The sequence below is a fragment of the Pseudarthrobacter sp. 10T415 genome (assembly GCF_056394175.1).
In genome coordinates, this window is record NZ_JBFTHJ010000054.1 from 1 (window position 1) to 732 (window position 732).

Here is a 732-nt window from a genome sequence, read left to right on the forward strand (position 1 = left end):
AAACAGTCCGCCACCCGGGCCGGTAAAGGCGGCGGCATGCTCGCCGGCGCCGGCGTCGCAGGCCACTTCGTCCTGCTCTTCCTGTCCCTGGCCCTGATGTTCGGCCTCGGCGCCCTCATGCCCCTGGGCTGGGCCGCCGTGATCGTCGCCGTCATCTGGGCCATCGCAGCCGCCGTCCTGGCCAGCATCGGCCGGAAGAACCTCAAAGAAATCAAGGGCCTGCCCCAAACCGGCGAAACCCTCGCCGAAATCCCCCCGACCCTCAAACCAGGTGAGGTAAACCGATGAGCGAAAACCCGGACGCAATCCGAGCAGATATCGAAGCCACCCGCGCACGCCTCGGCACCAACGTCGACGCCGTCGCGGACAAGGTCACACCGTCCAACATCGTCCACCGCCAAACCGACAAGCTCAAAGACGCCGCCACCGGCGTCAAGGAGAAAATCATGGGAGCAGCAGACCACACCACCACCCGAGTCCAGGATGCCGCGCATTCCGGGGCCGGGCACACCACCAACGCCCTGCACAGCACCGGCGACACCCTTCACGACGCCAAGGACAACGTCGCCTCCACCCTCTCCGATGCCGGCCACACCGTCGCCGCAGCACCGGACCGGGTCAAAGCCAAAACGCAGGGCAACCCCCTCGCCGCCGGCCTCATCGCCTTCGGCGCAGGCATGCTGATCTCCTCGCTGATCCCCGCAAGTGAGAAGGAACGCCAGGCAGCAGACC

Annotated in this window: 2 protein-coding genes; both read left to right on the top strand. The window is 66.7% G+C overall.

The features are described 5' to 3' along the window. On the top strand, positions 1-288 hold a 288-nt coding region (locus AC1DBN_RS21390; protein WP_477724188.1), incomplete at its 5' end, for a phage holin family protein. Further along, on the top strand, positions 285-732 hold a 448-nt coding region (locus AC1DBN_RS21395; protein ID WP_477724189.1), incomplete at its 3' end, for a DUF3618 domain-containing protein. The genes AC1DBN_RS21390 and AC1DBN_RS21395, both read left to right, overlap by 4 nt.